Raw genomic sequence first — 23,611 nt, forward strand, 5'->3', positions numbered from 1 at the left:
GGGCGGGTCTGTGGCGGGCCGGTCCGCGGGGGAGGAGCCGGTCGTCGGCTGCGCGGGGTCGACGGGGTCCGCGGAGGAGGGGCTTGAGGAGCGGCGGTCGGAGGCGCCGGATCCCGCACCGGGAGCGGAGGGGTCCGCAGTCGGCGCCGCATCCTCCGCGGGCGAGGCGGCGGTCGGCGTCGACACCGCTTCCGGGGCGGTCATCGCCTCGGGCGCGAGTGCGGCGGAGGCGAATACCACGGAGAGCACGAGGGTCGTCGTCGGGACGAACGCGGCGAGAGCGCGGGTGGTGCGGGTCACGGACGGTCCAGTTCTGCGGGCTCTGCGATGCGCCCGCCTGTGATTACTACCAGGAGCGCGAAGTGCTCTGCACCCCCGCTTCCGGGTGGAGTGCCGCGGAGCGCGCCAGCGGGCTCGGCCCTGCTCGTGCGCCCACCTCCTCGACGAGGCGGCGCTGAGCCGGATCGATCAGGCGACCGATCTCCTTCTCGGGGAGCGCCTGCGGGGGAGCGGCTGTTCCTTCCCGCCCGCGGAGATCGACGTGACGGCGCTCCCGCCCAGGCCCGGCACGTCCTTCGGCATCTGGAGCCCTGAGCCGCGCGCCTCGAGCCCGCACTCGCCCTGCGCCTCGGATGATGTGCCGCACATGCAGAGGAGGGAGCGCCCGCGGGCACTCCCTCCTCCGTCACGACCGGTCGACCGGCCGCCGTGCGCTCAGCAGACGCGGGCCGGGTAGGCCACCGTCTGCGCGAGGGTCTCGGAGCCCGCCGTGGCGGTCACCGTCACCTGGCTGCCCGGCATGCTCGCCAGGCGGGTGGTGAACGCGGCCGATCCGCTCGCGCCCGCGGCCACCGCGGTGACCGTCTTCGAGCCGTAGGCCGAGGCCATCGCGACGTCGATCGGAGCGGTGCCGCCGTTCTTGGCGAGGACAGTCAGCACCGCCTTCCCGGCGACGCAGCGCGACGTCACGGTCACCGGCACCGTCAGCGCCGGGGCGGCCGCCTCGGGGACGACGATCTCGCCGATCTTGAGGAACGAGCCCGGCGTGGAGAAGGTCAGCTTCACGCCGGTGGCCGAGACCGCCGCGAACGGGATCGTGGTCAGCGTGCCGTTCGCCGCCGGAGCGACGTTCTGCGCGGTGGTCGGCTTCCAGGTGCCGTCCTCGGCGCGGTAGGCCACGCTCACCGACGCCAGGGTGCCCTCGGTGTTGGTGAAGGTGAGCCCGGCGACGCGGTGCGCCTCGGTGTTCGTCAGCATGAACTCGGCGCTGCCGGCGAAGGTGCCGTCGGTCCAGGTCGACCAGGGGGTGCTCACGTTGCCGTCGCAGGCGTTCTTCGCGGGGAGGGTCGCGTACTTCGTCTGGCTGAACGACGCCGAGACCGCGGCTCCGGGGACGCGGCAGACGTTCGTCGGCGGCGCGGTGCCCCAGATCTGCACCTCCGAGACCGACTGCCACGTGTTCGCCGCGCTGGTGAGGTGCAGGCGGAGGCCCGTGGTGTCGGGCAGGGAGGACAGGTCGAGGATCGCCGTCGGGGCGGATCCGGTCGCGGCCTGGCTGAGGGTGGTGGCGACGGAGGAAGTCGTCCATGCGCCGTTCACCTGGTACTCGACCTCGATCCTCGACGGCCAGGTGGCGGTCGCACCGTCCTTGTAGGTGCTGACCGTGACCGAGTCGAGGTTCTGCGCCGCGCCCCAGGAGAAGGAGAGGCGGCTGTCGCGCGGGTAGCCGGATGAGGACCAGTCGTCCCAGCCCTTGCCCTTGACGTCGCCGTCGATGAGCTTGCCGGCGAGGTCCGTGCGGCTCGAGACCGCGACCGAGGCTCCGGGAGCGAGGTTCGCGATGCCCGGCTCCGCCACCTCGATCGTGCGGGTGAAGCGGCGGCCGGAGGAGAACCCGGCGTCGGCGGCGAGCGTGCCCGTCACCTGCACCGTGCCGAGCTCGGCGGGGCCGGGGGCGGCCCAGGTCACGTCGACTTCGCGGGTCGAGCCGTTGCTCGCGACCGAGACCGTCGAGGGGAGCGCGGCGGCGATGTCGGCGCCGCGGCGGACCTGCTTCGGCAGACGGGCGTCCACGACCGACCAGACGCCCTCGCCGACCCCCTTGTCGTCCCAGTAGGAGAGGTTCCAGCCGGATCCCCAGCGCGCCGGGTCCTCCTGAGCCGGGTTCCGCATCTCGAGGCGGCCGTTCTCACCGACCGTCATCGGGAGCCAGACGTAGGTCGAGTCCGACTTGCCCTCGTTCCACCGGTCGCCCATGTAGACGTACTTCCCGGGAGCGAGCGTGAGGACGTTCGTCGACTGCGAGCCGAAGGTCGTCTTGCGGGAGTCGCCGATCGAGAGCAGGCCGTCGCCGCCCTCCGGGATCGCGTTGTAGGCGACGTTCTCGTCGGCGTCGCCCTTCTCGACTCCGCGGGTCCACGCGCCGAGGATCGAGTCGGCGGTGTAGTAGGTCTGCGGGTTCGGCGCCCAGCCGGTCGCTCCGGAGGCGATCGTGTAGTACTTGCCGCCGTTGGCGAAGATCGCGGGCGCCTCGAGGTGTCCGCACTCCTTCACGATCTGGAAGTCGGTGCCGCGCACCGGTGCTCCGGCCGCACCGTCGGCGAAGACGTAGGGGTACGTCCCGTCGGCCGAGTACTGGTTCGCGTCGAGGGTGTCGGTCGTGGTGGTCCGCTCGACGTTGGTGTAGTCGGCGTCCAGCTTCGCCACGTAGAGCGAGTAGTTCTCCTCGGAGGAGTAGGAGATGTACGCGGTGCCGTCCTCGTCCTGGAAGACGGTCATGTCCCGCGCCTGCCCGGGAACGGCGGAGGTGGTGCAGGCCTTGTAGTCCGTGCGGTTGTAGAGGCGGTAGACGCCCTGGAGCGTGAAGGGCCCGGTCGGGCTGTCCGAGACGGCGACTCCCGCCATCGAGCGCGCGTAGGTGCTGCCGCCCGGCGTGGTCCGGCCGTCGGAGTGCCACCACATGACCCACTTGCCGGTCTTCTCGTTGAAGAGGACCTTGGGGCGCTCGAAGATGGCGGTGTTCGGCGAGGCCTGCGTCGTGTCGAGGTGGTAGTCGAGCTCCGCGATGCGGTCGGCGCGAGGGGCTCCGGAGTCGTCGACGGTGTCGTAGAGCGCGTCGAAGTAGGGGGCCTCGAGGTCGGCCGGAGCCGAGACGCTGCGCAGCGCGGTGCCCTTGTTCTCCCAGTTGTGGCCGTCGGTGGAGCGGTAGACCGCGACTCCGGGGCTGTTCCAGTAGCCCTTCGTGCGGTCCTCGCCGTACCAGTACTGGACCTGCTGACCGCCCTCCTCGACGGTGACGATCTGGCCGCCGTGCGCCTGGATGTGGCGGCCGTCGGTGTCGTACCAGTAGGGCTGGAAGTAGCCGGCCGCGGTGCTGCCCGGGTCCTGGACCGCCGGGTAGTCGGTGTAGGTCACGGGCGTCGAGGTGCGCGGCACTCCGTCGTCGGGATCCGTGGCCACGGCGGCCGAGGCCGACTGCGCTCCTGTCCCCAGGAGTGCTGCGACGAGCAGCGCGGCCACCGCCGCGGCGGCCGTTCGTGGTCGAGACGTCATGCTGTGCTCCTTTGCACCGGGGACTTCGCGCATGTTCACGCAAACATCAGGCTTCCACGAGGGTCTGATGACGTCAACATCCTGATCGACCGACGGCCGGGCGTCGGACGGCCGCCCGGGCTCCGTCTTGGCCGCTCAGCGCTCCGGCGCGAACGCCCCGCCCGGGCCGAAGGCGAGCTCCGCGAACCGGCGGCCGATGAGCTCGTGCGCTTCCGGATCCGGGTGCAGGCCGTCCGGGAGCGGGAGCCGCTGGGCGTCGTCCGGCCCGTAGAGCGCGAGCCCGTCGAGCAGTCGCAGGTCCGGGTCGTCGGAGCGCGCGGCGACGACCTCGGCCAGCGCCTCGCGGACGATCCGCAGGGTCAGCCGTCCGTTCGCGGTGTCGCCCGGGTCGCCGGTCGCGACGAAGCGCGGCGCCCCGGTCGTGAAGGACGCGGGATCGACGTCGCCCGGCCCCGGCGTGTCCTCGTGGATCCCGCAGAAGAGCGGAGTGACGAGGAGCAGCGGCGTCGCGGGATGGCCCTCGCGGATCGTGTCGAGGAAGCCGTGCACCGCCGGCACGAAGGTGCGGCGGCGCATGCCGTCGAGGTTCACGAGGTTGATGCCGAGCGCGACACTGATCAGGTCGGCAGGAGTGTCCCGCATCACGCGAGCGGTGAAGGGGTCGACGAGTGCGCTCCCGCCGAAGCCGAGGTTCACCAGGCGGGCGCCGCTCGCCCGGGCGGCCACGGCCGGCCAGATGCCCGAGGGGCGCGCCGCGTTCGAGCCCTGGCTGATCGAACTGCCGTGGTGCAGCCAGACGGGGCCGGAGAGCGGCGCGGGTTCGAGCGGTGCGTCGGAGCGCAGGGCCACGAGGTCCACCGCCTCGTTGTGCGGGAGGAGCAGCTCCACGCGAGACGGCCCGGCCGGGAGGTCGAGCCCGACCGTGTCGAGAGGTCCGGGGAGGAGGGCCCGGTCACCGGTCGCGAGGTCGAATTCGATCGCGTCGCCTCCGGTGAGCGCGTGGGAGGCGGTCATCTCGCCGTCGACGACCGCGTCGACTGCGCCGCGCGGCCGGGGCAGCCCCCGATAGGCGACCCGTGTCGCGTGCACGTCGAGCTCGATCCGTCGCGCCTCGGTGACGAAGGAGATCCGGACACCCGAGGGCTGCGCCTCCATCAGCAGGAGCTGCGCATCCGCATCGCGCTCGCGGACCGCGCGGGGGAGGCGGTGCGGCCGGACTCCGCGGGGCACCTCCTCCAGCTCGATCGCGCCGTGGACGAGCCGTTCGGTGAGGGGTGTGCTGATCATGCGGGGATGTCCTTCCGGCGGGTCCAGTGGCTGAAAAGAAAGTGCAGGCAGGCGAGGAGCTCGCTCCACGACTGCGCGGGGGTCGGGCTGCTGTGCGCGAAGCTCCCGAGCCGTTCGAGGGTGAGGAAGCCGTTCAGAGCGGCGCCCGTCACTCGGACGGCGTGCACCCGGTCCTCGGCGGGGATCGCGTAGCCGAGGAGGACCGCATCTGTGAGCTGCACGACGCGGCGGGCGGCCGGGGCGGCGACCGCGTCCGGCCCCGCAGTGCGCTGCAGCGACTCCCACAGGCCCGGCCGCTCGCGCGCGAAGGAGCGGTGGGCGTCGGCGAAGCCGTCCAGCGCCTCCCGGGCGGAGCGTCCGGCGATCGCGACGGCGATGCGGTCGGACAGCTCGTCGAGGGCCAGGACCGTGACGCCGTCGCGGAGTGCGGCGAGATCGCGGACGTGCGTGTAGAGGCTCGGCGTCTGCACCTCGAGCGAGCGGGCGACGGCGGCCAGGGTCACGGCGGCGAGACCATCGGCGTCGGCGATCGCGGCGGCGCGATCGATGACGGCGGAGCGGGTGAGGGAGCGACGGGGCACGCGTTGATCCTAATACCCCTAGGTTTTCACATATGGACATTCGGAAGCTCCGACGCCCGAACCGCGATCGCCCCCGAGCCGGAGGGCTCGAGGCGATCGAACGTGCGGTGCGGCCTAGCCGCCGACCGCCTGGCGAGCGCTATCGAGCCCGCTCAGTTCTTCCGGATATCGATCTCAGGGCTGCGAGGATCTCGCGCGCTCGAGGATGGCCGCGATCACGGCGGACTTCGCCTCGGCGTAGTCGTTCCCGTCCTCCCAGCGCCGGAGGAGGAGAGACGCCTTCGTGCTGCGGTAGAGCTCGCGGTCGGCCGGGTCGGTGCGCAGCCGGTCGCGCAGGAGGAGGTACGCGTCGATCGCGGGATGACCCTCCTCGTAGATGTGGACGTGGGCGTCCCGTCCGGGCGTGCGGACGAGCCGGTGCCCGGGCTCGCGGGTGCGCAGGACGTAGCCGGCCGCGAGCAGCGGCGCGACGTGGTCCTCCTCCGCCGTGACGTCGGGCACGACGACCAGCACGTCGACGATCGGCTTCGCGGGCAGGCCCGGGACGGAGGTCGAGCCGATGTGCTCGACCCGCACGCCCGGGACGGCCTCGAGGATGCGCCGCCGGTGCTCCTCGAACAGGGCGGACCACTCGGGGTCGTGCTCGTGCAGGGCGAGCTCGAGCGGCTCCGGTCCGCCGGCGAGCTCGACGGAGACGACGTCGGGGCGGCGGGGGGAGCGGTGCGGAGTCACCGGGTCATCCTGCCAGGGGTGCCGCAGGGCGGGTGCGGTTCACTGGAGCGGTGAGCACCCTCCTCGTCACCGCGCACCCCGACCGCGACTCCCTCACCGCCGCCCTCGCCCGGCGGCTGCGGGACGAGCTCGGCCCCGACGGAGTGGAGACGGCCGACCTCGACGCCGAGCGCTTCGACCCGCGGTTCGGCGCGGCCGACCGGGACCGCTACCGCGGTGTCGGCCCGGTTCCCGACGACGTCCTCCGCGAGCAGCGCCGGCTCGACGGCGTCGACCACCTCGTGCTCGTCTTCCCCGTCTACTGGTGGTCGATGCCCGCGCTGCTGAAGGGCTGGATCGACCGCGTCTTCCTCGCCGGCTGGGCCTTCGACATCGACCCCGTCCACGGCACGCAGCGCAGGCTCGGCGCTCTGACCGTCCACCTCGTCCTCGTCGCGGGGGACTCCGCCGGGACCTACGAGCGGCACGGCTACGAGCAGGCGCTGCTGATGCAGATCCAGCACGGGATCATCGACTACTGCGGAGCCCGGCGCGGCGCAGCCGTCTTCGTCCACGAGTCCGAGCGCGAGGACGACGCGAGCCGCAGGGCGGCGGTCGAGGACGCGGTCGAGCGGACCGTGGAGGCCATCAGGGCTGATCCGCCTGCAGCGCTCCGGTGACGAGGGCCTGCACGAGGGTGTCGGCGTCGTAGTCCGGATCGTGGGCGGCGCCGATGCAGAGGTTGCCGATGCCCTTGAGGAGCATGTAGCCGCTGAGACTCGACGCCGGGATCCGGGCGGGTCGTGCCGCCTCGAGCAGGTCGCCGCAGACGGGGACGAGCCGCTCCACGAAGTAGGCGTGCAGGGCGTCGGATCCGGCGCTGTCGCCCTGGAGCGCACCGGCGAGGCCGTGCTTGGTCACCAGGAGGTCGACGAAGTGGGCGACCCAGGCCCGGAGGGCTGCCTCCGGGGTCGCGCTGTCGGCGAGCAGCCGTGGGCCCGCCTCCGCGCAGGCCTCGACCTGGTGGCGGTAGACGGCGACCACGAGCTCCGAGCGGGTCGGGAAGTGCCGGTAGATCGTCCCCATGCCGACGCCGGCCTCCGCCGCGATCTCGCGGACCGGCGCGTCCACGCCGGAGGCCACGAACACCGTCGCCGCGGCGGCGAGCAGGGCGTCGCGACTCGTCCGCGGTCGGCCGGGCGTGCGGGGCACACGGTCGCTCATCGGTCCTCCTTGCTTTTCGGAGCGGCGCTCCGTAATTTCTCCGAGCGCAGCTCCACCACGTTCCGGAGCAGTGCTCCGCAATGTTCCGGAGCAGCGCTCCGACGATTGTGCCAGAGCGCCGCCCCCCAGGAAGGACCCTCGTGCCCACTCCGCTCCTCGACTCGTCGACCCCCGGTGTGCACCGCCCGATGCGCGCGGTCCGCACGGCCGAGCGCGACCCCTCTCGATCCGTCGCGAACGGCCCGTCGCCGAGGGGCGGACGGGCCGCCCGCGACGGAGGAGCGGAGCGGGTCCTGCCGTCAGCGCGGGGCGCGCAGCCCGGCGAGCGGGCCGTCGTGCAGCGGCTCCGTCTCCCAGCGGACGCGGGCGGTGCGGTCGGGAGCGAGCTCGACGTGCAGGCGGTGCGGGGTCTCGAGGAACACGACGTCGACCAGGACTCCGTCGCCCGAGGGTCCGGCGCTCGCCGCGAACGGCCCGTCGACGGTCCAGGCTCCCGCGCCGGGCGTCACCGTGAAGCGCTCGTCGCCCTCGGTCAGCGCGAGCGTCCAGCCGCCCTCGTCGGCCGTCACCTCGACGGCGTCGGGCCACGATCCGACCGGCGTGTAGCTCCCGGTCGCGGGGGAGGCGCCCTCGAGCGGGGGCAGGGCGAGCTCCGACAGCCGGTCGGCCAGCCGGGCGTCGGCCTCCGCCGTGGACCCGCGGCCGACGGCGGGGAGCAGGTGCTCCCAGGCGAGCGCGAGCAGCGTCTGCGTGTCCGAGGTCTGGCCGGTCAGCGCGATCACGAGCTCGCGCTCGGGCACGATCAGGCTGAACTGCCCGTACGCGCCGTCCGCGCGGTAGCCGTGCAGCGACCGCCAGAACTGGAAGCCGTAGCCCTGCTGCCAGTCCGGTCCGCCGTCCTCGTGGGTCGGGACGTGGGCGCGGGACGCCTCGGCGACCCACTCCGGCGAGAGGATCCGCCGGTCGCCCCAGCGCCCCTCCTGCAGGTACAGCAGTCCGAGCGCAGCTGCCGCCTCGGTGGTGGCGTGCAGCCCGCTGTAGCCGAGCTCGCGCCCCGAGTCGTCGCGATGCCAGGCGACCTCGCCGATGCCGAGCGGATCGAGCAGGCGCGGGCGCAGGTAGTCGGTCAGCGACTGCCCGCTCACGCGCTGCACGATCGCGGCGGCGGCGAAGGTGCAGGGCTGGTTGTAGGCGAAGACGCTGCCCGGCTCCTGCTCCGGCGGGAGGAGGAGGAAGCCGCGCACCAGGTCGGCCGGGTCCGTCTCCTCGGCACGGTCGATCGTCTCGGCGGAGTGGCCGCTCGCCATCGCGAGGACGTGGCGGACGCGGACCGCACGCGAGCGCGGGTCGGTGATCTCGTCGTCGAGCTCGGGGAAGTACGAGAGGACGGTGGCGTCCAGGTCGACCAGGCCCTCGGCGACCGCGAGGCCGACGGCGGTCGCGGTGAAGCTCTTGCTCAGCGAGTAGAAGAGGTGCAGCCGCTCGGCCGAGTACGGCGCCCACCAGCCCTCGGCGACCACGTCGCCGCCCTGCACCACCATCAGCCCGTGCAGCTCGACGCCGGGAGCGGCCTCGACCCCTTCGACGAAGGCCAGCACTCCCTCGGCGTCGACGGAGCGGGCGGACGGGGTGCTTCTCGGCAGTGAGCGCGTCATCCTCCGATGCTACGACCGGCGCGGCGCCGCCTCCGCCCGGGGGCAGGAGGCGGCGCCGCCTAGGCGGTCGGCTCGGCGGGGAAGGGCCCGAGGCCGAGCAGGAAGCGGAGGATCGCGTCGGCCGGCACGCGCAGGGCGGGGCCGGAGCTGAGCTCCCACTCCGCGTCGGTCGGAGCGAGGGTGCGACCGCGGACGGCGGCGCGGATCGCGAGCGGCGCGCGCTGCAGGCGGTCCAGGGCCACCCCGCCGGTGATGCGGGAGGAGAGGGCGAGCGGCTCGGGGGAGAGGGCGAGCTCGACGCGGACGACCTCGACCAGCTCGGCGACCGAGCGGGGACCCGCGCCGGCGCGGCGAGCGGAGGCGAGAGCGGCCAGGGCCGGGGCGATCTCGGCGGGAGGAGGAGGGGAGGAGGCCTCGCGGGCGCCCATCCGCGTCGCGAGGCGCTGGCCGGTGCTGCTCGAGAGCCGCACGACGAGCTCTCCGAGCAGGGCGTCCCGGGAGACGGCACTGGCCGCCTCGCCCTCCGTGGTGGAGGGGGAGGCGGCCAGGACGGCGAGGCGGTCGAGCCTCTCGGCGACGAGGGGGCGCCAGTCGTTGCTGACGCCCGTCTCGTCGACCGAGGGCCCGGTGCTCAGCGGCAGGAACCGCGACCAGTCGGGCACGACCGCAGGGCCTAGCGTCCGCCCGAGCGGCGCTTGTTGTAGACGTCGAAGGCGACCGCGAGCAGGAGCACGAGGCCCTTGACCGCCTGCTGCCACTCGATGCCGATGCCCATGATCGACATGCCGTTGTTCAGGACGCCGATGATGAGGCCACCGATGATCGCGCCGCCGATGGTGCCGACGCCGCCCTGGACCGCCGCGCCGCCGATGAACGCGGCCGAGATGGCCTCGAGCTCGAAGCCGTCGCCCGCCTTCGGGCCGGCGAGGTTGAGTCGCGCGGTGAAGACGAGGCCGGCCAGCGCCGCGAGGACGCCCATGTTGACGAACAGCCAGAAGGTGACGTTGCGGGTCTTGATGCCGGACAGCTCCGCGGCGTGCAGGTTGCCGCCGATCGCGTAGACGTGGCGGCCGAAGACGGAGCGGTTCATGACCACGCCGTAGATCAGGACGAGCACGGCGAGCACGATCAGGGTGACCGGGATGCCCTTGAAGGTGGCCAGCGCGAAGGAGAAGGCCGCGATCACGACGGAGACGAGGACGAGCTTGGTGACGAACCAGGCGCCCGGCTCGACGCTCTGCGCGTACTTCTGGCGGCCGCGGCGGGTGCGCACGGACTGCACGGCGAAGGCGACGATCGCGAGCGCGCCGATGACGAGCGACAGCGGGTCGAGGTCGGTCTCGCCGAACAGGTCGGTGAGGAAGCCGTTGCCCAGCGCGCGGTACTCGGTCGGGAAGGAGCCGATGTTCGCGTTGCCGAGGACGACGAGCGCCAGGCCGCGGAAGATCAGCATGCCCGCCAGGGTCACGATGAACGCCGGGATTCCGACGTAGGCGATCCAGAAGCCCTGCCACGCTCCGACCAGGGCGCCGATGAGGAGGGAGAGGATGATCGACAGCCACCACGGGAGACCCATGTTGACCGCGAAGACGCCCGAGATCGCTCCGACGAACGCCGCGACCGAGCCGACCGAGAGGTCGATGTGCCCGGCCACGATGACCATCACCATGCCGATGGCGAGGATCAGGATGTAGCCGTTCTGGACGATCAGGTTCGAGATGTTCTGGGGGCGGAGGAGGATTCCGCCGGTCATCACCTCGAACAGCAGCACCACCACGATGAGGGCGATGAAGATGCCGTTCTTGCCGAGGTCGCCCAGCACGTGGCTGAGGCGCTTCGTGAAGGCGTTCTCGGTGGGCTTCACCTGCGCACCGGCCGCGGTGGACGGTTCGTTCTGCAGATCGGTCATCGTTGCTTCTCCTGGGTCATGAGGGTGAGGACCGCCTCGGGCGTCGCCTCGGCGATGGGCAGCTCGCCCGTGATCCGGCCCTCCGACAGCGCGTAGACGCGGTCGCAGATGCCGAGCAGCTCCGGCAGCTCGGAGGAGATGACGATGATCCCCTTACCCTGCGCCGCGAGCCGGTTGATGATGGTGTAGATCTCGTACTTCGCACCCACGTCGATGCCGCGGGTGGGCTCGTCGAGGATGAGGACGTCCGGGTCGGAGTAGATCCACTTCGACAGGACGACCTTCTGCTGGTTGCCGCCGGAGAGCTTCCCGGTCTTGGCGAGCACGGTCGGCGACTTGATGTTCATGCTGCCGCGGTACTCGTTGGCGACCTCGAACTCGCGGTTGTCGTCGACGAGTCCGCCGCGGGCGACCTTGTCGAGCGACGCGAGCGAGATGTTCCGCTTGATGTCGTCGATGAGGTTGAGGCCGTAGTGCTTGCGGTCCTCGGTCGCGTAGGCGAGCCCGTGGGCGATCGCCTCCGAGACGTTGCGGATCTTGATCTCCTTGCCGGCCTTGAAGACCTGGCCGGAGATGCGGCTGCCGTAGGAGCGGCCGAAGAGGCTCATCGCGAACTCGGTGCGCCCGGCGCCCATGAGCCCGGCGATGCCGACGATCTCGCCGCGGTGCACCGTCAGGTTGACCTTGTCCACCATGACGCGGGTCGGGTCCTGGGGGTGGTGGGCCGTCCAGTCGACCACGCGCAGGATTTCCTCGCCGATGTGCGGCGTGTGGTCCGGGTAGCGGTGGTCGAGGTCGCGGCCGACCATGTCCTTGATGATGCGGTCCTCGGTGACGTCGTCGTGAGCGATCGTCTCGATGGTCTTGCCGTCGCGGATGACCGTGACGGTGTCCGCGATCTTCTTGATCTCGTTCAGCTTGTGGCTGATGATGATCGACGTGATGCCCTGCTCCTTGAGGTGCAGGATCAGGTCGAGCAGGTGGTCCGAGTCCTCGTCGTTCAGGGCCGCGGTGGGCTCGTCGAGGATGAGCAGCTTGACCCGCTTGGAGAGCGCCTTCGCGATCTCGACGAGCTGCTGCTTGCCGACTCCGATCTCCATGATCTTGGTGGTCGGGTTCTCGCGCAGACCCACGCGGGCCAGCAGCGCCGCGGCCTCCTGGTTGGTCTTGTTCCAGTCGATCAGGCCGCCGAAGCCGCGCACCTCGTTGCCGAGGAAGATGTTCTCCGCGATGGAGAGGTAGGGGCTGAGGGCCAGCTCCTGGTGGATGATGACGATGCCCTTCGCCTCCGAGTCGCGGATGCTGGAGAACTGCATCACCTCGTCCTCGAAGACGATGTCGCCCTCGTAGGTGCCGTGCGGGTAGACGCCCGACAGGACCTTCATCAGCGTCGACTTGCCGGCGCCGTTCTCCCCGCAGATCGCGTGGACTTCGCCGCGCTGTGCGTTGAGCGTGACGTCCTGGAGCGCCTTCACGCCCGGGAACGTCTTGGTGATGCCGCGCATCTCGAGGATGTTCGAGGTCACGCCGCCTCCCTTCCTTCGTAGTGGGGGAGGGCGCCCGGTGGGCGCCCTCCCGGGGTGTTCCTTCTCGGGTGAGGAGAGAGGACTAGCCGTTCACTTCCGCGTCGGTGTAGTAGCCGCCGTCGACGAGGACGGACTGGATCTGGTCCTTGGTGACGATGACCGGCTCGAGCAGGAAGGACGGGACGACCTTCTTGCCGTTGTCGTAGGTGTCGGTGTCGTTGACCTCGGGCTCGGTGCCCTCGAGCACGGCCTGGGCCATCTTCACGGCCTCCTTGGCGAGCTCGCGGGTGTCCTTGTAGATGGTCGCGTACTGCTCGCCGGCGATGATCGCCTTGACGGAGTCGAGCTCGGCGTCCTGACCGGTGATGATCGGGAAGTCGGAGCCGACGGTGTAGCCGGCGTCGGTCAGAGCCGAGATGATGCCGCGGCTGAGGCCGTCGTAGGGCGAGAGGACGCCCTGGACCTTGGAGCCGTCGGAGTACGTCTTGGTGAGGATGTCCTCCATGCGGCTCTGGGCGACCTCGCCGTCCCAGCGGAGCGTGGCGACGGTGTTGAAGTCGGTCTCGCCGGACTTCACGACGAGCGTCTTGTCGTCGATGTACGGCTGGAGGGTGTCCATCGCGCCGTTGAAGAAGAACGTGGCGTTGTTGTCGTCGGGGCTGCCGGCGAACAGCTCGACGTTGAACGGGCCGGCGGGGGCGTCGGCGGCCTTCGCGCCGGTGAGGTCGGTGAGACCGAGGCCCGCGAGGAGCGAGGTGGCCTGCTGGACGCCCACCTTGTAGTTGTCGAACGTGGCGTAGTAGTCCACGTTCTCGGAGTCGCGGATGAGGCGGTCGTAGGCGATGACGGGGATGTCGTTGGCCTTGGCCTCCTCGAGCACGCTCGTGAGGGTGGTGCCGTCGATCGAGGCGACGATCAGGGCCTTGGCGCCCTTGGTGATCATGTTCTCGAGCTGCGAGACCTGGGTGGGGATGTCGTCCTCGGCGTACTGCAGGTCGACCTTGTAGCCGGCCTCCTCGAGCTGCGACTTGACGTTGTTGCCGTCAGCGATCCAGCGCTCGGACGACTTGGTCGGCATCGCGACGCCGACGAGGCCGCCGTCGCCGGATCCCGAGCCCGAGCCGCCACCGGTTCCGGAGGAGCAGGCGGCGAGGGAGAGGATCATCGCTCCGCCGGCGATGCCGGCGATGAGAGCGCGCTTCATTGTGGTCACTGTGATTCCTTCGTCATTGAATGCAGTGGATGCAGGGCCGCCCTCGGGATCGGGGCGGAGATGTGATGCCATGTGAGCGATCACATTGCGTCATGCTAGACCCGACGGCGCCGTTCGTGTCAACGCGCACGTCTCGACTCGGTAACGGGACACCCGCGGCGCGTCGTCCGCTCTCGGAGCGGTGCTGTCAAGGGTCCCCGGCCCCGGAAGGGAGCCGGAGCCGTCGGCGTTGCGTCCAGCACTGTCGAAAGGACGCACACCATGACGAAGACCTGGTTCATCACCGGCGCCTCGAAGGGCTTCGGCCGCGAGTGGGCCGAGGCGGCGCTCGAGCGCGGCGACTCGGTCGCCGGGACCGCCCGCCGGATCGAGACCCTCGACGCCCTCGTCGAGGAGTACCCGGACACGTTCCTCCCGCTGACCCTCGACGTGACCGACCGCGAGGCCGGCTTCGCCGCCGTGCAGGCCGCGGCCGACCGGTTCGGCCGACTGGACGTCGTGATCAACAACGCTGGCTACGGGCACTTCGGCATGATCGAGGAGCTCACCGAGGAGGAGTTCCGCGCGCAGCTCGAGACCAACGTCTTCGGCGCCCTCTGGGTCACCCAGGCCGCGCTGCCGATCCTCCGCGAGCAGGGCTCGGGCCACATCGTCCAGGTGTCGAGCATCGGCGGCATCAGCGCGTTCCCCTCGATCGGCGCGTACCACGCGTCGAAGTGGGCGCTCGAGGGCTTCACCCAGTCGCTGGCCGCCGAGGTCGCCGGCTTCGGGATCCACGTGACCCTCGTCGAGCCCGGCGGGTACTCGACCGACTGGTCCGGTCCCTCCGCGTCGCGCAGCGAGCCGATCGCCGCGTACGACGAGGTCCGGGAGGCAGCGAGCCGACGCCCCTCCGCCGCTCAGCAGGGCGACCCGCGGGCCTCGCGCCTCGGGATCCTCGCGGTCGTGGACGCGGACGAGCCGCCGCTGCGGATCTTCTTCGGGCGCGCGCCGCTGGGCATCGCGACGGCGGACTACGAGTCGCGCCTCGAGACCTGGAAGCGCTGGAACGACGTGTCGATCGCCGCTCACGGCGAGTGATCCCGGGCGGTCGCGGCGCGAGGGCGTCGCGGCCGCCGGTCAGCGCGAGGCGGTGACGCTCGCGCTCCGGGGGACGGCCGTGGATCCGCGGACGACCAGCTGCGGAGCGATCGGCGCCGCCTTCTCCGGCCGGTCGCCCTCGATCAGGCTGAGCAGTGCGGCCACGCACCGGCGTCCGAGCTCCACGAAGTCCTGGCGGACGCTGGTCAGCGGCGGCCAGTAGAACGCCGCCTCGGGGATGTCGTCGAAGCCGATGACGCTGACGTCCTCCGGCACGCGGACCCCGCGCTCGTGGAACGCGCTCATCAGTCCGAGCGCCATCTGGTCGTTCCCCGCGAACACCGCGGTGAAGTCGAGGAAGCGCGAGAGCTCGAGGCCCACGCGGTGGCCGTGCTCGGCGCTCCAGTCGCCGAGCAGCGGCGGGCGCAGCGGGATCGAGCGGTGGTCGAGCTCGGCGAGGTAGCCGCGCATCCGCGCCTCGGCCTCGATCCAGTCCTGCGGGCCGGCGAGGTGCACGATCTCGGTGTGCCCGAGGTCGATCAGGTGCTCGGTGGCGATGCGGGCGCCGGCCATCTGGTCGACGTAGAGCGCGTCGTCGCGGTCGTCCTCGCTCGTCTGCAGCGTCACGTGCGGGATGCGCAGCGCGACTCCGGACAGGATGTCGAAGACGCGGATCTGCGGGGCGACGACCACGAGGCCCTCGACCGCCTGGTTGAGCAGATGCCGGATCCCGGCCTGGATCGACGCGCCGTCGGTGCCGTCGACGTTGGCTGTGACGACGAGGTAGCCCGCGTCGCGCGCCGCCACCTCGATGGCCTGGATGCTGGAGGCCGGACCGTACTGCAGGCTCTGCGAGGACAGCACGCCGACGGTGCGGGTGCGGCTGGTGACCAGTGCCCGCGCGGCGAGGTTGGGGCGGTAGTCGAGCTCGGCCATGACCTCGAGCACGCGCTTCTTCGTCTCGGCGCGGAGGCTCGGGTGGTCGTTCAGGACCCGGGAGACGGTCTGGTGCGAGACGCCGGCCGCGCGGGCGACGTCGTAGATGCTCGGCGCCCGCGACGCGGGCTTGTCTTCCGGCATCGGGCACCGCGGCTCTCTGTGATCGGCGCCTCCGACGCAGGACCGGGGCGCCCTCACGGGCGGCTCGCCCGTCCGCGGGCGCGTGTGAGCACACTTTACGTCCCTCGGCGCGGGGGCCTGCACACCGACGGAACCTCGACGGCTCGGACGGGTGCCGCTCCCGGATCGGTCGGACGTTCCGGCACCGCTGGTGCGGGCGCGCCGGAACGACGCGATCCGCGCCTCCGCCCCGCGGTCGTCGCAGCGGGTGGTCGACGCGGTCGGGTCAGCCGTCGAAGACCTCGGCCGAGGCGAAGGCCGCATCGGAGCGGAGCACGGCGACGAGGTCCGCGGGACAGTCCTCGAAGGCCGTCCTCTCCGGACCGGGAGGCGTGTGTGCTCGGACGTCGACGACGGATCCCTGGGGCGCGACGGCGTCGGGCGATCACAGGCGCTGCCCTGCGGTCCGGGGTACTTTCCCGCGTGTGAACGACAGCGACGAGAAGTCCGGGAGAGGCTGGCGCATCGATCTCGGCGAGCCGCCGGAGAGCGTGTCCGGCGATGTCGTCGACGCTCTCGATAAGGTGTCCGCGGAATTCGCGGCATTCCGGAGCGGGACTTCCGGCGAGGGCGGAGAAAGGGCCGCGGCCCTCCGCGGAGCCGCCCGACTCGGGGCCGGAGAGCACCGGCTCGCCGTCGCCTCGGGGCTGACGCGGGAAGGCGTCCGCGCCTTTCTCGCGGGGGGATGACAAGCCGTCGGAGAGGCGGTTCCCCCGTGCCTCGACAAGCCGGCGCCGAAGGAAGAGAAAGGCCTCGAGAAGGCGCGGCATCCGGAGAGATCGGAGACGACGAATGGACGACGAGGAGTGGGCTCGGTACCTTCTCGCGATGAAGCGCCGAGCACCGACGGATCAGGACGGCGCGACCGCGGAACGCGGTGACGCGACGGTGGCGGCCGTCCTGCGGGAGCTCGACGGGGTCGATCCGTACGGACTCGAGCCGGGTCGCGAGGACGGCGCTCCCCGCGACGAGTACGCGTCTGAGGCGGCCCCGATCGCGAGCATCCTCCTGCGCCGAGGACGGATCACCGGCGAGGAGCTCGACGCCGTCTGGCGGTTCTGGTTCGGCGAGCCGCTGAGCGCCCTGCTCGGCGACGGCTTCGCCCCGCTCCTGGCGCGGCTCGACCGGCTCGCTCCTCCCTCGGCGGAGGACTGACGGGCGTCGGGTTCCGGCGGCGGACCGGCCGCGATCCCGGCGTCCCGTATCGCTCCGCCCAGCTCGGCCCAGCTCCGCCTAGCTCCGCCTAGCTCCGCCTAGCTCCGCTCGCGGAAGAAGCGGATGAGCTCGCGCAGGGCCGGGAGCGTCGCGCTCTCGGCCTCGGCGTCGTCGAGGTCGTCGAAGGAGGTGCGGAGCCCGGCGGCGTCGGCGTCGGCGGCGGACTCGAACGCCATCGACCACTCCGGGAACAGCCGCTCCCGGATCGGCTCCTCGAGGAGGGTGCGCAGCTGCGCGTGGCGCTCGTCGGCGGCGATGACGGCCATCCGCTCGCGCAGGACCGCGTCCGGCCCCTCGAGCACCTGGAGGAATCGGCCGTCGCGGTGCAGGAGCATGCCGGTCAGGCCGAGGCGCTCGTTGTTCGCGCGGCATTGGGCGAGCAGCGCGGGGAGGTCGGCGTCCGTGAAGCCGGCGGAGGTGCGGCTGGAGTAGACGAGGGAGAGCATGGCGTCCGTTCCGGGTGGGGGAGGCGGGCGCCTCCGCTCCCAGTGGACCACCGACAGCGCCTCCCGCACGGCCACTTCCGCCGGCGGCGGCAGGCTGCTAGAGCTAGCCGACCGTGATCGGAGCGGCGGACGGACGGGTGCCCTGCCGCATCCAGACGAAGAAGCCGACCAGGGTGAACGCGCCGTAGAAGACGTACATCAGCCCCGACGCGTAGTAGCCGGCCGAGAACAGCAGCGGCACGCCGACCAGGTCGACGGCCACCCAGATGAGCCAGAACTCGGTCCAGCCCTTCGCCATGCCGTAGGTGGCGAGGACGGAGCCGACGAAGATCCACGCGTCGCTCCAGACCGGCTCGTAGGAGCCGAGCGCGCGGAACACCGGGGTCAGCACCGCGGTGCCGCCGACCATCCCGAGCACCAGCAGGCCGCGGGTGCGCCACGACGCCCAGCGCGGCTCGATCAAGGTGGTCGAGTCGTCGGGGCGGTGGGTCCACCGGTACCAGCCGTAGACGCTGACCAGGATGAACATCACCTGCCGCCCGGCCTGGCCGAGCAGGTTGACGGGGTTGGGAGTGCCGAACAGGGCGCCCATGAAGACCGTGAACAGCAGCACGTTGCCGATGAGGCCGACGGGCCAGGCCCAGACCTTCCGCCGCATCCCGCCGAGGGCGCTGAGGAGCCCGAAGACGTTGCCGATGACCTCCCGCCAGAGGACGGTCTGCTCGCCGATGACGATCTGCGCGTCGAATAGCCAGTGCACGAGGTCCACGAGGCCTTCTTCCTGAGTCGGGATGCCGGGTGGTGCAACCCTGCCCCATCCCGGGCCATTCCCGTCGCGGGCTGATGAGGGCGCCGCGCTCGAACCACGCTGGATCCCGCTCCGGGGCGGGGAGCGCGACCGGCGCCCCGCTGTGCCGCCGCGACCGTAGGCTGGCGGGATGACGTCCCGGGTGCGACTCCTGCTGGCCTCGTCGCACCCCGGGCCGACCGTGACGGTCACCGTGCTGGCGACCGTGATCGCGGCGGCGTCCGGGCATCCGCTCGGGCAGGTCGTGCTGGTGGCGCTCGCCGTGCTGCTCGGGCAGCTCTCGATCGGGCTCGCGAACGACTGGATCGACGCCGACCGCGACCGCGCGGTGGGGCGCACCGACAAGCCGGTCGCGCAGGGGCTGATCGGCGTGGGCGCCGTCCGCGCCGCCGCACTGGGGACGGCGGCGGCCGCCGTGGTGCTCTCGCTGCTGCTCGGACCGGTCGCCGCGGTCGCGCACCTGGTGCTGGTCGCCGCGGGCTGGGCCTACGACGCGGGGCTCAAGCGCACGGTCTGGTCGGTCGCTCCCTTCGTGGTCGCCTTCGGGCTGCTGCCGGTGGTGGCGGTCGCGGCGGGCGACGGCCGGCTCCCCGCCTGGTGGGCGATCGCGACCGGCGCCGTGTTCGGCATCGCGATCCACTGCACGAACGTGCTCCCCGACCTGGTCGACGACGAGGCCACCGGGGTCCGCGGCTTCCCGCACCGCCTCGGCCTGCGGCTCTCCGGAGTCGTCGCCTTCGGGTCGCTGGTGGTGGCCGCGCTGCTCGTGCTCGTCGGACAGCTCGTCGGCGACCAGCCGGTGCGCGGGACAGGCGTGGTGCTCGCGGTGATCGGGACCCTCGCGGTGGTCGTGCTCGCCGCGGCGGGCATCCGCCTGGTGCTGACCGGTCCGCCGACGCGCACCCTGTTCCGGCTGGTGATCGCGGCCTCGCTCGTGCTGGTGGTCGAGCTCGGGCTGGCGGGCGCGCGGCTGGTCGGCTGACCGGCCGCCCTCAGGACCAGCGCATCGCGTAGACGCGGGCGAGCAGGTCCGAGGTCGGCAGGGCGAGGGCGGTGCGGAGGAACGCCTCGCGGCCGCGGTGCGCGAGCGAGCCGAGCGGGCGTCCGAGGGCCATGTTCGCCTCCGCCTGCCGCGCCGCGCGCCGGGCCGCGGTGGTGCGCCGCCGGGCGAAGCCGGGCCAGGGGCCGGCCTCGCCGCGGCGCACGGCACCGGCCAGGAGCGGGGCGAGCTCGGCGGCGTCGAGCCAGCCGAGGTTCATGCCCTGCCCGCCGATCGGACTGATCTCGTGCGCGGCGTCGCCGATGAGCACGACGCGGCCGACGCCCATCCGCTCGGCCTCGCGGCGCCGCACCTGGAAGCCGCTGAGCATCGTGCAGGTCTCCGGGTCGGCGTCGGCGCCCGTCCGGTCGCGGACAGCGGCGGCCAGGGCGAGCGCGGCCTCCTGGTCGGGGGCCTCCTCGGGCCGCCAGGCGGGGGCGCCGAGGGAGCGGTCCGGGCCGCTCAGGGCGACGTACCGGCGCCGACCGCCCGGGAGCGGGAAGGACTCCACCACTCCGGCCGGACCGACGTCGACCAGCGCGGTGCCGGTGAGACCGCCGGGCTCGGGGTCGGCGAAGTCGCCCATCACGTAGCGGTCCGGGTAGTCGCGGCCGGTGGTGCGGATCCCGAGCAGATCGCGGACGGTGCTGCGGGCGCCGTCGGCCCCCACGACGAAGGCGGCGCGGACGGAGACCGGCTCGCCGCCCGGTCCGGTGCCGGTCGCCTCGACGGTCGAGCCCCGACGGAGCAGGCCGGTCAGCGCGACCCCGGGGCGCAGCGCGTCCGGGGCCGCCGCCTCGAGGCTCTCGCGGAGGATCGCCTCGGTGCGGTGCTGGTCGAGGGTGACGACGTAGGGGTGCGTCGCGGAGGCGCGCGCGAACGAGAGCGTGCCGAGGGTGCGGCCCCGGCTGCGCGCGACGCCCTCGCGGACCCGGGTGGCCTCGGCCAGCACGGGAGCATCGGCGCCGATCGCGGCGAACGCGTCGAGCGACGGCGGATGGATGCCGATCGCCCGCGAGCCGCTCGGCACCGAGGAGCGCCGCTCCCACACCTGCACGTCCACTCCGGCCCGCGCCAGGAGCGCGCCGAGCAGCAGTCCGACCGGACCGCCGCCGACCACGAGCACGTCCGTCTCCGCTGTCACGGGTCGAGCCTAGGGAGCGGCGGCGCGGCGGGCGAGGGGGTGCGCTCGACCGCCGCGCGTGCTCAGGGTGCGAGCGGAGGCGTCAGAGCGCGTCGACAGCGGCGAGGATCTCCTCGGTCTCCGTGCGCGTCGTGTAGTCGACGTGCACGTCCGCCGTGCGGACGATCCGGTCGGCGTCGACGACCAGGACGGTCGGGTACGGGACGGCCGGGGTGTCGTCGGCGTTGCTGTCCTTCACGGCGAAGCCGAGCGCGGTGTGCGCCTCCTGCGCGTCGCCGCTGGGGGCGGTGACGATGCCGAGAGCGCTCGCGAGCGTGTTGCCGGGGTCGGAGACGACGGTGAAGCCCAGGTCGCCGTTCGCGACCGCCGCGCGCGACCCGTCGGGGGTCTGCGGGCTGATCGCGACGAGGGCGACTCCGCGCGACGCGAGCTCGGGGGCGAGGGTCTCGTTGTAGTGCTTGAGCGTGATGTTGCAGTACGGGCACCAGGCTCCGCGGTAGAAGACGAGGACGGCCGGGCCCGCGCCGAGGACGTCCGCGAGGTCGACGGTGTCGCCGTCGACGGTCACGACGGAGGCGGCGGGGAGCGCGTCGCCGGCGGTGACGGCTCCGCTCGGGGCGCCGGCGGCGACGAGGTCGTCGCGCTCGCCGGAGAAGACGGCGGCGAGCTCGGGGCCGACCGTCTCGTCGAAGCCGACGGTGAACTCGTCGAGCTGGGTGCGGACGGAGGTGCTGGTCATCGGAAGTCCTTCGGTCGTGACGGTCGTGTTCCCCCGTCCGGGAGCCTAGGCATGCGGGGGACCGGGCGCCGGGCGCCCGTCACGCGGCGTCACACGACGGCCGACGCGTGTCGGCCGGCGTGCGTGGGGCCCGGCCCCGTCGCTCCGTCATTCCGGGGCGACGACCAGCTCGCCGCCGGCGGAGCGCGAGACGCACGGCATGATCCAGCGGTCCTGCTCCTCGGGGGTCAGCACCAGGTCGCGGTGCTCCGCCGTCCCGCCGACGAGGCGCAGGCGGCAGGTGCCGCAGGTGCCCGACTCGCAGGAGGAGTCGACGTCGATCCCGGAGGAGCGGAGCGCGGTGAGGAGCGAGCGGTCGGCCGGGACCTCCACGACGGCTCCGGTCGGCTCCCAGACGGCGGCGAAGGGGACGGCCCGGTCGCCGACGGCGTCGACGCCCGCGAAGTCCTCGACGTGGATCCGGCTCGGGCGCCAGTGCATCGTGAGGGCGAGGACCTCGTCGATCAGCGCGGACGGACCGCAGCAGTAGATCCGGGCGTCGTCGTCGGGCTCGGCGACGAGCGGCCAGAGGTCGAGCCGGCCGTGGATCGCACTGTGGTGCACGAGGGAGCCGTCGGCGGAGAACTCGTCGAGCCACGCGGTGTCCTCGGGGGTGCGGCTGAGGTAGACGACCTGCACGGCCGAGCCCTGCGCCCGGAGCTCGGCGGCCATGGCGCGGATCGGGGTGACGCCGATCCCGCCGGCGATCAGGAGGTAGCGGGCGGCGGGCCGGAGGGCGAAGGTGTTCGCGGGCGGCGCGGAGGAGAGGACGTCGCCGACGCGGACGTCGTCGTGGAGGCTCCGCGATCCGCCCCGACCCCCGGGCTCGCGGCGCACCGCGATCGCGTAGTGCGACGGCTCCGCGGATCCCGGCTCGACGAGGCTGTAGCTGCGGCGCTCGCCGGAGGGGGTCGTGAGCGTGAGGTGCGCGCCGGCGGAGTAGCCGGGCAGCGGGGCGCCGTCCTCGCTCCGCAGCACGAAGCGGGTGACGGCCGGGGTGAGCGCCTCGCGCTCGGCCACCACGAGCCGCAGCTCAGCCACGGAGCACCAGCTCGTCGCCCACGCCGAGCGTGCCGCCGTCGAGGACCTCCGCGTAGACGCCGAGGAGCTCGTGGCCGTAGGTCTCGTGCAGCAGGCGGGGGACGGGCAGGTCGCGCCGACCGGTGCCCGGCTCGACCTCGGTCGCGGCGCACCGCTCGGTGGCCTTCGTGATCCGCAGCCGCAGCCCGCCCGCGGTGAGCTCGCGGCCGAGCAGCTCGAGCTCGCTCCACGCGGGCAGCCCCTCGAGGTGGATGTTCCCGCGGAACCGCAGCGGATCGACGCTCCGGCCGGTGCGCTCGGCGAGGTCGCGGACACTCGCCAGGTTGATCAGCGAGACGTACTCCATCTCGACATCGGAGTTGTGGGCCGTGTCGGTGTAGCGGCGCCCCGCGTCCTGGGCGATCACGGGCTCGACGCCGGGCGGCAGGTCGAGCACGCGGGCGGCGAAGGAGCGCAGTGCGGCCCGTCCGTCCTCCGCGCCGAGGTCGGCGGAGAGGACCCGGTGGCCGCGGACGTCGACGGTGAGCACTCCGCTGTCGGGGTCGAGGTGCGTGGTCAGGCCGGCGAGGCGCGCCTCGGCGACGAGCACGAAGTACTCGCGCTTGGAGATGCCGTGCCGCATGCCGGGCCGGTAGGCGCCGCCGGGGCGGGCGAGGGCGATCGTGCGGTCGAAGGGGACGCCGCGGCCTGTGGTGAGCTCGACGCGGGGGAGCGGCTGCGGGGTCAAGCCCTTCACCGGGTAGACGAAGAGGCCGTCCACGCGTGTCGTCATGCCCCCCATCCTGGCGCATCGCCGGGGAGCCGGCAGGGCCGTCGCGGCGCAGCGGAGCGCGAGGAACGGACGCGGCGCCGTGCGGATCCTGCGAGGCCGGGCGGAGGGATCCGCTCCGGCGGGCCTCGTCAGTACTGGAGGGAGAGGCCGACCAGGGGCGGGACGACGAGCGCGCCCAGCTCGACGATCGCGACGCTCGCGCCGACGCCGAGCGTGACGGCCGAGAGCAGCCGGGCGCGGTCCTTCCGCGCGACGCCGATGACGCCGACGATCGCGGTCGCCGTCGCGAGCACGAGCATCGTGACCCCGAGGGCGGCGAAGAGCGCCCCGATCTGCGTGGTGTCGAAGCCGCCCTGGAACGCGAGGACCGGGATGGCCGTGGTGAGCGCGGTCCGCCCGATCTCCGCGAGGACGAGGACGATCGCGAGGACGAGGCCGACGATGCCGACGACGTCGCGGGGCCGGGGCTGGGGGGCGGGGACGGAGGCGGTCACGCCGTCGAGCCTAGGGG

23 protein-coding genes and 1 pseudogene are annotated in these 23,611 nt (G+C 72.6%); 5 read left to right on the forward strand and 19 right to left on the reverse strand.

The features are described 5' to 3' along the window. The 5 genes and pseudogenes from C5C46_RS15740 to C5C46_RS15765 all read right to left on the reverse strand — a co-directional run. Positions 1-300: pseudogene (locus C5C46_RS15740) on the reverse strand (hypothetical protein); the annotation flags it as partial. Positions 301-714: 414 nt separating this feature from the next. Continuing rightward, positions 715-3,552: a discoidin domain-containing protein gene (locus C5C46_RS15750; protein ID WP_104227389.1), complete on the reverse strand. Its 2,838-nt coding sequence runs from the start codon at positions 3,550-3,552 to the stop codon at positions 715-717. A gap of 135 nt (positions 3,553-3,687) precedes the next feature. Continuing rightward, positions 3,688-4,839, reverse strand: coding sequence for a GDSL-type esterase/lipase family protein (locus C5C46_RS15755; RefSeq protein ID WP_104224975.1), 1,152 nt, complete (start codon positions 4,837-4,839; stop codon positions 3,688-3,690). Continuing rightward, entirely contained in the window at positions 4,836-5,420 is a 585-nt protein-coding gene (locus tag C5C46_RS15760; protein ID WP_104224976.1) for a TetR-like C-terminal domain-containing protein, read from the reverse strand. The genes C5C46_RS15755 and C5C46_RS15760 overlap by 4 nt, the downstream gene beginning before the upstream one ends. A gap of 174 nt (positions 5,421-5,594) precedes the next feature. Continuing rightward, complete coding sequence (locus C5C46_RS15765) at positions 5,595-6,152, reverse strand: GrpB family protein (protein WP_104227390.1); 558 nt, start codon at positions 6,150-6,152, stop codon at positions 5,595-5,597. Between the two features lie 50 nt (positions 6,153-6,202). On the opposite strand from C5C46_RS15765, the gene C5C46_RS15770 reads away from it, so the two are divergent. After that, on the forward strand, positions 6,203-6,811 hold the full coding sequence (locus tag C5C46_RS15770; protein WP_104227391.1) for an NAD(P)H-dependent oxidoreductase: 609 nt from the start codon (positions 6,203-6,205) through the stop codon (positions 6,809-6,811). Here C5C46_RS15770 and C5C46_RS15775 read toward each other — a convergent pair. The 6 genes from C5C46_RS15775 to chvE all read right to left on the reverse strand — a co-directional run bounded on the left by C5C46_RS15775 (position 6,780) and on the right by chvE (position 13,649). Next, the gene (locus tag C5C46_RS15775; protein ID WP_104227392.1) at positions 6,780-7,355 is read right to left on the reverse strand and encodes a TetR/AcrR family transcriptional regulator; all 576 of its coding nucleotides are present in this window, start codon (positions 7,353-7,355) and stop codon (positions 6,780-6,782) included. The genes C5C46_RS15770 and C5C46_RS15775 overlap by 32 nt on opposite strands. A 299-nt stretch (positions 7,356-7,654) precedes the next feature. Next, positions 7,655-9,010, reverse strand: a complete 1,356-nt coding sequence (locus C5C46_RS15780) for a serine hydrolase (RefSeq protein ID WP_104227393.1) — start codon at positions 9,008-9,010, stop codon at positions 7,655-7,657. Between the two features lie 59 nt (positions 9,011-9,069). Continuing rightward, entirely contained in the window at positions 9,070-9,672 is a 603-nt protein-coding gene (locus C5C46_RS15785) for a hypothetical protein (protein ID WP_104227394.1), read from the reverse strand. A gap of 11 nt (positions 9,673-9,683) precedes the next feature. Beyond that, a complete protein-coding gene (gene mmsB, locus C5C46_RS15790; RefSeq protein WP_104227395.1) occupies positions 9,684-10,919 on the reverse strand; it encodes a multiple monosaccharide ABC transporter permease in 1,236 nt (411 codons plus the stop codon). Then, on the reverse strand, positions 10,916-12,445 hold the full coding sequence (gene mmsA, locus C5C46_RS15795; protein WP_104227396.1) for a multiple monosaccharide ABC transporter ATP-binding protein: 1,530 nt from the start codon (positions 12,443-12,445) through the stop codon (positions 10,916-10,918). Before mmsA ends, mmsB begins: the two co-directional genes overlap by 4 nt. An 82-nt stretch (positions 12,446-12,527) precedes the next feature. Further along, positions 12,528-13,649, reverse strand: a complete 1,122-nt coding sequence (chvE, locus tag C5C46_RS15800) for a multiple monosaccharide ABC transporter substrate-binding protein (protein WP_104227397.1) — start codon at positions 13,647-13,649, stop codon at positions 12,528-12,530. Positions 13,650-13,919: 270 nt separating this feature from the next. Between chvE and C5C46_RS15805 the strand changes: the two genes are divergently transcribed. Next, positions 13,920-14,738 (forward strand): SDR family oxidoreductase, encoded by an 819-nt coding sequence (locus C5C46_RS15805; RefSeq protein ID WP_104227398.1) that lies wholly within the window; start codon positions 13,920-13,922, stop codon positions 14,736-14,738. Between the two features lie 39 nt (positions 14,739-14,777). Here C5C46_RS15805 and C5C46_RS15810 read toward each other — a convergent pair whose 3' ends face one another. Beyond that, positions 14,778-15,818, reverse strand: a complete 1,041-nt coding sequence (locus tag C5C46_RS15810) for a LacI family DNA-binding transcriptional regulator (protein WP_104227399.1) — start codon at positions 15,816-15,818, stop codon at positions 14,778-14,780. A 464-nt stretch (positions 15,819-16,282) separates the two neighbouring features. On the opposite strand from C5C46_RS15810, the gene C5C46_RS15815 reads away from it, so the two are divergent. Further along, positions 16,283-16,546 (forward strand): hypothetical protein, encoded by a 264-nt coding sequence (locus C5C46_RS15815; RefSeq protein ID WP_104227400.1) that lies wholly within the window; start codon positions 16,283-16,285, stop codon positions 16,544-16,546. 139 nt (positions 16,547-16,685) lie between these two features. Beyond that, on the forward strand, positions 16,686-17,012 hold the full coding sequence (locus C5C46_RS15820) for a hypothetical protein (protein WP_146079020.1): 327 nt from the start codon (positions 16,686-16,688) through the stop codon (positions 17,010-17,012). A 98-nt stretch (positions 17,013-17,110) separates the two neighbouring features. Here the strand turns inward: C5C46_RS15820 and C5C46_RS15825 are convergent, their stop codons facing one another. Then, entirely contained in the window at positions 17,111-17,518 is a 408-nt protein-coding gene (locus tag C5C46_RS15825) for a BLUF domain-containing protein (protein ID WP_104227402.1), read from the reverse strand. 103 nt (positions 17,519-17,621) lie between these two features. Next, positions 17,622-18,287 carry a nicotinamide riboside transporter PnuC gene (gene pnuC, locus C5C46_RS15830; RefSeq protein ID WP_104227403.1) on the reverse strand — a complete coding sequence of 222 codons (666 nt, stop codon included), beginning with the start codon at positions 18,285-18,287 and terminating at the stop codon, positions 17,622-17,624. Positions 18,288-18,456: 169 nt separating this feature from the next. Between pnuC and C5C46_RS15835 the strand changes: the two genes are divergently transcribed. Beyond that, positions 18,457-19,308, forward strand: a complete 852-nt coding sequence (locus C5C46_RS15835) for a UbiA family prenyltransferase (RefSeq protein ID WP_104227404.1) — start codon at positions 18,457-18,459, stop codon at positions 19,306-19,308. 10 nt (positions 19,309-19,318) lie between these two features. Here C5C46_RS15835 and C5C46_RS15840 read toward each other — a convergent pair whose 3' ends face one another. The 5 genes from C5C46_RS15840 to C5C46_RS15860 all read right to left on the reverse strand — a co-directional run. Continuing rightward, positions 19,319-20,509 carry an NAD(P)/FAD-dependent oxidoreductase gene (locus C5C46_RS15840; RefSeq protein ID WP_104227405.1) on the reverse strand — a complete coding sequence of 397 codons (1,191 nt, stop codon included), beginning with the start codon at positions 20,507-20,509 and terminating at the stop codon, positions 19,319-19,321. 82 nt (positions 20,510-20,591) lie between these two features. Then, positions 20,592-21,248, reverse strand: a complete 657-nt coding sequence (locus tag C5C46_RS15845) for a peroxiredoxin-like family protein (RefSeq protein WP_104227406.1) — start codon at positions 21,246-21,248, stop codon at positions 20,592-20,594. Positions 21,249-21,395: 147 nt separating this feature from the next. Then, on the reverse strand, positions 21,396-22,328 hold the full coding sequence (locus tag C5C46_RS15850) for a PDR/VanB family oxidoreductase (RefSeq protein ID WP_104227407.1): 933 nt from the start codon (positions 22,326-22,328) through the stop codon (positions 21,396-21,398). Further along, positions 22,321-23,100, reverse strand: a complete 780-nt coding sequence (locus C5C46_RS15855; RefSeq protein WP_181134148.1) for an MOSC domain-containing protein — start codon at positions 23,098-23,100, stop codon at positions 22,321-22,323. The genes C5C46_RS15850 and C5C46_RS15855 overlap by 8 nt, the downstream gene beginning before the upstream one ends. 128 nt (positions 23,101-23,228) lie before the next feature. Continuing rightward, positions 23,229-23,611 (reverse strand): hypothetical protein (locus C5C46_RS15860; protein WP_219812315.1); only part of this gene is annotated, 383 nt, incomplete at its 5' end.

It is taken from the genome of Rathayibacter sp. AY1E6 (assembly GCF_002931115.1).
In the GTDB taxonomy this organism is placed as follows: Bacteria; Actinomycetota; Actinomycetes; order Actinomycetales; family Microbacteriaceae; genus Rathayibacter.